Here is a 6,120-nt window from a genome sequence, read left to right as displayed (position 1 = left end):
TGTTCCCATGCCGAACACAGAAGTTAAGCTCTTTAGCGCCGATGGTAGTTGGGCTTACGTTCCGCGAGAGTAGGACGTTGCCGGGCAAGTATTTATAAATGGATGCGATGAGCCGCACTCGAGACCTGTTAGGTCTCTTTTTTATGTTTAAACTTAGTTAAAATAAAGTAGAAGATAAAGGTCATATACTGTACTTATTAAATAAATTTATATTATAGGATCTATAACTAAAAAACATCTCATTTCTCTGCTTATAACAGGAAGAAATGAGATGTTTTAATGTGATTTTGACTTATATTAGTAGTGAATAAAGCATTTTATTCTTATTAATATAGATGTATTTAGGATCAAATTCGCTAACGTTCTTATAAAGTTGGTCTAAATCATTATGATCTTTAAGTTGAATACCTATAATAACAGAACCTGTATTTTGGCTCGATTTTTTTAAGTATTCAAATTTTGTAATATCATCATTTGGTCCAAGCACTTCGTTAACAAATTCTCTTAATGCACCTGGTCTTTGTGGGAAGTTAACAATAAAGTAATGTTTCATATCTTCAAATAAAAGTGAGCGTTCCTCAATTTCTTTCATTCGGTTAATATCATTGTTACCACCACTGACAATACAAATAACATTTTTACCTTTAATTTCATTTTTATAATGATTAAGTGCAGTGACGCTTAGTGCGCCAGCTGGTTCTGCAATAATAGCTTGTTTAGAGTACATATCTAGAATTGTACTACATACTTCACCTTCATCTACAGCAACAAAGTCATCAACAACATTTTTTGAAATTTCGAATGTTAATTGTCCAACTTTTCCTACTGAAGCGCCATCTACAAATTTATCGATATCTGTTAATGTAACAATTTTATTAGCTTTAACAGATTGAGCCATACTGCTTGCTCCAAGTGGTTCTACACCAATGACTTGTGTAGTAGGCGTTGTATCTTTAAGATATGTGCCTACTCCTGAAATTAAGCCACCGCCACCGATTGCAGCAAAGCAATAATCAAATCTGATGTTTTCTTCTTCTGCATAATCTACTATTTCTTTAGCAATCGTACCTTGACCAGCAATTGTATTGATATTATCGAATGGATCAATAAAGCTTAATCCAAATTGTTCAGTATAATCTAATGCATGTTTTAAGCAATCATCAAAAGTATCGCCAATTAATTCTATTTGTACAAATTCACCACCGAAAAATTTAACTTGATTAATTTTTTGAGCTGGTGTTGTTACTGGCATAAATATAACAGCTTTGATTTCAAGTTGTTTAGCTGTGAATGCGATTCCTTGTGCATGATTACCTGCGCTCGCACAACTAACGCCATTTGCTCGTTCTTCGAATGTTAACTGATTAATTGCATAGTACGCACCTCTTAATTTAAAGGAACGTACCCATTGCAAATCTTCTCTTTTTAAATATACATTACAGTCAAACTTCTGTGATAAATACATATCTTTTTCTAAAGGTGTTTGTTTTACTGTATCTTTTAATTTTAAAAATGCTTCTTCTATATCTTCAGCACTTAAACGTGTTTTTAAGGTCATTCTACCACTCCCAATTAGTTGTGCATTTTTTCATATTGGTTGATCTGTTCTTCATAAGTTAATGTAATAGCAATATCATCTAAACCGTTAATCAATTTATTCTTCCATGTAGCGTCTATATCAAAATGATATTTTGCTTCAGGTGTAATGATTAGTTGATCAGGTAAATCAATCGTTATTTCACTATGTTGAGCTATTGCTTCTCTGTCTTCTTTATTTTCAATAGCAATAGGTAACATACCATTTTTAGTACAGTTCATATAAAATATATCACTGAAACTACCTGCTATAATAATTAAGAATCCAAAGTCTTTTAATGCCCATGCAGCGTGTTCTCTTGATGAACCACAACCAAAATTATCACCTGAAATGAGAATACTTGCACCTTTATATTCTGGTTTATTTAAGTTGAAATCTGGATTATCAGAGCCATCTTCTAAATAACGCCATTCGTCGAATAAGAAGGGGCCAAAACCAGTTTTAGAAATTCTTTTCAAAAAAGCTTTTGGAATGATTTGATCCGTATCAATATTATCATTGAGTAGGGGAACTGTTTTACCATTAAAAATATTAATTGGTTCCATTTAAATGACCACCTTTCTAGTATCTACAAATCTACCGTTAATAGCTGCTGCTGCTGCCATTGCTGGAGATACGAGATGCGTTCTTGCACCTTTACCTTGACGACCTTCAAAGTTACGGTTACTAGTTGAGGCACAGTGAACACCGTTAGGGACTTGGTCAGGGTTCATTCCTAGACACATTGAACATCCAGGTTCACGCCAATCAAATCCTGCTTCTTTGAAAATTTTATCTAGACCAAGCGCCTCTGCTTGAAGTTTAACACTTCTAGATCCAGGAACGACAATTGCTGTAATGTCTTGATGGACTTTATGACCATCTACAATTTTACTTGCTTCAATAAGATCTGAAAGTCTTGCATTTGTACATGAACCAAGGAAAACATAGCCTAGAGGAATATCTCTAGCAGTTTGACCTGGTTGAAGGCCCATGTAATTATAGGCTCTTTCATCATTTAAATCCTTAATTTCTGGGAATGGTGTATTAAAACTAACACCCATTTCAGGACTTGTACCCCAAGTGACTTGTGGTTCAAGGTCACTTACGTCTACAGTAATCACTTTATCGTAAGTAGCATCTTCGTCTGAATATAAAGTCTTCCAATCTTCAATAGCTGCTTCAAAGTTCTCTGGTTGATATTTACGTCCTCTTACATATTCAAAAGTTGTTTCATCTGGCTTCATCATGCCATATTTAGCACCAGCTTCGATAGCCATATTACAAATTGTCATTCGCTCATCCATTGTCATATTAGAAATAGCTTCACCAGCGAATTCTAAAGCGTAACCAGTACCAAAATCAACGCCGTGTTGATTGATTAAGTATAGGATAATATCTTTAGCATAAACACCAGTTGGCAATGTACCATCAACTTGAATTTTCAAGTTCTTTGGTTTAGTTTGCCATAGTGTTTGAGTTGCAAAAACATGTTCTACTTCACTTGTACCTATACCAAAAGCAATAGCTCCAAATGCACCATGCGTTGCAGTATGTGAATCTCCACATACGATAGTTTTACCTGGTTGTGTTAAACCTGTTTCTGGGCCAACCATATGCACGATACCTTGTTCATCTGAACCCATATCAAATAACTTTACACCAAATGCTTCACAGTTTTTTTGCAAAGCACTAATTTGTTTATTAGCAATTTCATCTCTAATATTGAATATATCAATTGTAGGTACATTATGATCCAATGTTCCAAACGTTCGATCGGGACGTCTTACTTTCCTATTTTGTAATCTTAAGCCTTCGAATGCTTGAGGAGATGTAACTTCATGAATAAGGTGTAAGTCGATGTATAATAATTGGGGTTCACCTTCTTTACCAGCTATTATATGTCGATTCCATACTTTATCAAATAATGTTTGAGACATGTCGTTTTCCTCCTTCTAAATATTATTTTTGATTGCTTCGAAGACTTCAGATGTACTGTTATTTCCACCTAAATCTTTAGTTGCAATACCTTTCTTGATTGTGCTAAATACGATATCTTCTAAATACTGAGCGCATTCAGGTTGATGTAAACTTTCTCTAATACACATTGCTAATGATAGTAACATACCACTAGGGTTTGCTTTATTTTGACCAGCTATATCAGGTGCAGAACCATGTATTGGTTCATATAAACTTGGTCCATTCTCACCAAAACTTGCAGAAGGTGAAAGACCAAGTGATCCTGGAATAACTGAAGCTTCATCACTTAGAATATCTCCAAATAAATTTTCAGTTACAATAACATCAAACTGTTTAGGATTTGTAATTAAATGCATGCTACATGCGTCTACTAAGAGATGATTAAGTGTGACATCTGGATAATCTTTAGAAACTTGTTCTAATGTTTGTCTCCAAAGTTTTGAAGAGCTAAGTACATTTTCTTTATCTACTGATGTAACGATTTTATTTCGTTTAGTAGCTAACTGAAATGCAACATGTGCGATTCTTGTAATTTCTTCTTTAGTATATGCAAGAGTGTCAATCGCTTTTTCATCATCAAAATATTTCGGTTCTCCAAAATACAAACCACCCGTTAATTCACGTACAATAATAAAATCAGTACCTTTTACGAGTTCTTCTTTTAATGGTGATAAATGTGCAGTGGATTCAGTAACAATTGTTGGTCTAATGTTAGCAAATAAATTTAATGCTTTTCTAATACCTAATAGGCCGTGTTCTGGTCTGTTTTTTGGATCAGTCCATTTAGGACCACCAACGGCTCCTAATAATATTGCATCACTGTTTTGACAAGCAGTTAAAGTTTCTGGAGGTAAAGGCTCGCCATGTTTATCAATGGCGATACCTCCAAAATCTTTAGTGTCTATTTCATAATCAAAATTAAATTTCTTTGATAATAATTCTAGTATTTCAATACTACCTTCTAAAATTTCTGGACCGATTCCATCACCGGGTAGGGCAGTGATTTTGTATGTCATGACTTTACGCCTTCTTTCAATTTGTTCTCACTGTGTTTAGCATGTGCTTCAACATATGCCTTACAAGAAGCATATAGAATATCGTAGTCAATACCGATACCTGTGTATACTTCATCTTCAAATTCTACTTGAACGTGTACTTCAGCTTGAGCATCCGTACCTTCTGTAATAGATTCAATTCGATATTGTTGTAATTCAGGCGTATAATCAAAAATTCTATCAATTGCATTATAAATTGATGTAATTGAACCTGAACCAATAGATGAGTCTTTATAAGTATTTCCTTCTTTATCTTCAATAACGACAACAGCGCTTTGTAAGCCATTTGATACAAATTGAAGTTGAAGTGCATTTACTTTATAGTATGCATTTTCTTCATGTTCACTACCTTGAAGGATAGCGTGTATATCTCGATCAGTTACTTGTTTTTTCTTATCTGCGACTGATTTGAATTGTTTAAATACTTCCACTTGTTCATCTGGTGAGAGATTATATCCAAGTTCTACTAACTTTTCACTAAATGCGTGTTTACCAGATAGTTTACCAAGTGGTAATGAATTTTTAACAACACCGACAAGTTGAGGTGTCATAATTTCATAAGTTTCAGGGTTTTTCAAAATACCATCTTGATGAATACCAGATTCATGACTGAATGCATTTTGACCAACGATTGCTTTATTTCTAGGGACTCGAAGACCTGAATATCTACTTACCATGTCACTTGTGCTCTTAGTTTCAGCTAAATTGATATTAGTAGATAGGTTGTAATGATCTTGTCTAACGTGTAGTGCAAGTGCAATTTCTTCAAGAGCAGTATTGCCAGCACGTTCGCCGATTCCATTGATTGCACCTTCAACTCTTCTTGCACCATTTTCAAAAGCAGATAGGGCATTTGCTACAGCAAGACCTAAATCATCATGACAATGAGAACTATATATCACTTCATGATCACTTTGAATTGTTTCAATAAGTGTCTTAAAGATTTGACCATATTCTGTAGGATAAGAATAACCAACCGTATCTGGAATATTGATAATGTCTGCACCAGCATCAACTGCTGTTTGTACTGCTTTAATTAAAAATGGTAAAGGTGTTCTTGTAGCATCTTCAGGTGAAAATTGAACTTTTTCAAATAATGTTTTTGCATAAGTTACATTTTCTGTTATAGATGCTAATACTTGTTCTTCAGTCATTTTCAATTTATATTCCAAGTGGATAGGGCTAGTTGCTAAGAAAACATGAATTTGTCTATGCTGTGCTTCTTTTGTTGATTCATGTACAGCATCGATATCTGACTTTTTACATCTAGCTAACCCACAAACTGCAGTTGTTGTTAATGCTTTAGCAATACTTTCTACTGATTTAAAACTACCTTCACTAGAAGCGGGGAAGCCAGCTTCTATTACATCGACTCCCCATTTTTCTAGTTGTTTAGCAATTTTGAGACGTTCATCAAATGAAAAGCTGACGCCTGGTGTTTGTTCTCCATCTCTTAGTGTTGTATCAAATATTTGAATATGGTCTGACATAATAATCCTCTCCTTAAAT

General features: G+C 34.3%; 5 protein-coding genes and 1 rRNA gene. 1 reads left to right on the top strand and 5 read right to left on the bottom strand.

From position 1 onward, the window contains the following. Nucleotides 1-86 (top strand): 5S ribosomal RNA (gene rrf, locus LQ675_RS11835); the annotation flags it as partial. Between the two features lie 206 nt (nt 87-292). Here rrf and ilvA read toward each other — a convergent pair. Genes ilvA through LQ675_RS11810 form a run of 5 tightly spaced genes read right to left on the bottom strand, consistent with a single transcriptional unit; the run spans nt 293 to nt 6,101 of the window. Then, nucleotides 293-1,558: a threonine ammonia-lyase IlvA gene (gene ilvA / locus LQ675_RS11830; protein ID WP_239728131.1), complete on the bottom strand. Its 1,266-nt coding sequence runs from the start codon at nt 1,556-1,558 to the stop codon at nt 293-295. Between the two features lie 14 nt (nt 1,559-1,572). Beyond that, nucleotides 1,573-2,142: a 3-isopropylmalate dehydratase small subunit gene (gene leuD, locus LQ675_RS11825; RefSeq protein ID WP_048540582.1), complete on the bottom strand. Its 570-nt coding sequence runs from the start codon at nt 2,140-2,142 to the stop codon at nt 1,573-1,575. After that, a complete protein-coding gene (gene leuC / locus LQ675_RS11820; RefSeq protein ID WP_048540583.1) occupies nt 2,143-3,516 on the bottom strand; it encodes a 3-isopropylmalate dehydratase large subunit in 1,374 nt (457 codons plus the stop codon). A 15-nt stretch (nt 3,517-3,531) separates the two neighbouring features. Beyond that, nucleotides 3,532-4,572 carry a 3-isopropylmalate dehydrogenase gene (gene leuB, locus LQ675_RS11815; protein ID WP_048540584.1) on the bottom strand — a complete coding sequence of 347 codons (1,041 nt, stop codon included), beginning with the start codon at nt 4,570-4,572 and terminating at the stop codon, nt 3,532-3,534. Beyond that, on the bottom strand, nt 4,569-6,101 hold the full coding sequence (locus tag LQ675_RS11810; protein WP_048540585.1) for a 2-isopropylmalate synthase: 1,533 nt from the start codon (nt 6,099-6,101) through the stop codon (nt 4,569-4,571). Before LQ675_RS11810 ends, leuB begins: the two co-directional genes overlap by 4 nt. Between the last annotated feature and the right edge of the window lie 19 nt (nt 6,102-6,120).

This window comes from Mammaliicoccus sp. D-M19 (assembly GCF_022386695.1).
Classification (GTDB): domain Bacteria; phylum Bacillota; class Bacilli; order Staphylococcales; family Staphylococcaceae; genus Mammaliicoccus; species Mammaliicoccus sciuri.
Note: the sequence above shows the minus strand (reverse complement) of the source record. Positions and strands in the feature narration are given on the sequence as shown.

Coding starts and splice junctions, on each gene's coding strand:
- leuB (WP_048540584.1), bottom strand. CDS start 4,572: ATGACATACAAAATCACTGCCCTACCCGGTGATGGAATCGGTCCAGAA.
- LQ675_RS11810 (WP_048540585.1), bottom strand. CDS start 6,101: ATGTCAGACCATATTCAAATATTTGATACAACACTAAGAGATGGAGAA.
- ilvA (WP_239728131.1), bottom strand. CDS start 1,558: ATGACCTTAAAAACACGTTTAAGTGCTGAAGATATAGAAGAAGCATTT.
- leuD (WP_048540582.1), bottom strand. CDS start 2,142: ATGGAACCAATTAATATTTTTAATGGTAAAACAGTTCCCCTACTCAAT.
- leuC (WP_048540583.1), bottom strand. CDS start 3,516: ATGTCTCAAACATTATTTGATAAAGTATGGAATCGACATATAATAGCT.